The 254-nt window shown below is 33.5% G+C and carries 1 protein-coding gene; it reads left to right on the forward strand.

The features are described 5' to 3' along the window. The coding region (locus tag GUI70_RS25995; RefSeq protein ID WP_368733655.1) for a preprotein translocase subunit SecA at nucleotides 1-254 on the forward strand (254 nt) is incomplete at both ends.

Genomic DNA, 254 nt, shown 5'->3' on the forward strand with positions numbered 1-254 from the left:
GAAGTGGATTCAATCATTTTAGATGCTGCGCAAACACCATTAGTTATTTCGGGCGCACCAAGATTACAATCAAATCTATTTCATATTGTGAAAGAGTTTGTAGATACATTGATTGAAGACGTGCATTTTAAAATGAAGAAGACCAAAAAAGAAATATGGCTGTTAAATCAAGGTATTGAAGCGGCACAATCATACTTTAATGTTGAAGATTTATATAGCGAACAAGCGATGGTCTTAGTGCGTAATATTAATCT

The sequence above is a fragment of the Deinococcus alpinitundrae genome (genome assembly GCF_009982895.1).
In the GTDB taxonomy this organism is placed as follows: Bacteria; Deinococcota; Deinococci; order Deinococcales; family Deinococcaceae; genus Deinococcus; species Deinococcus alpinitundrae.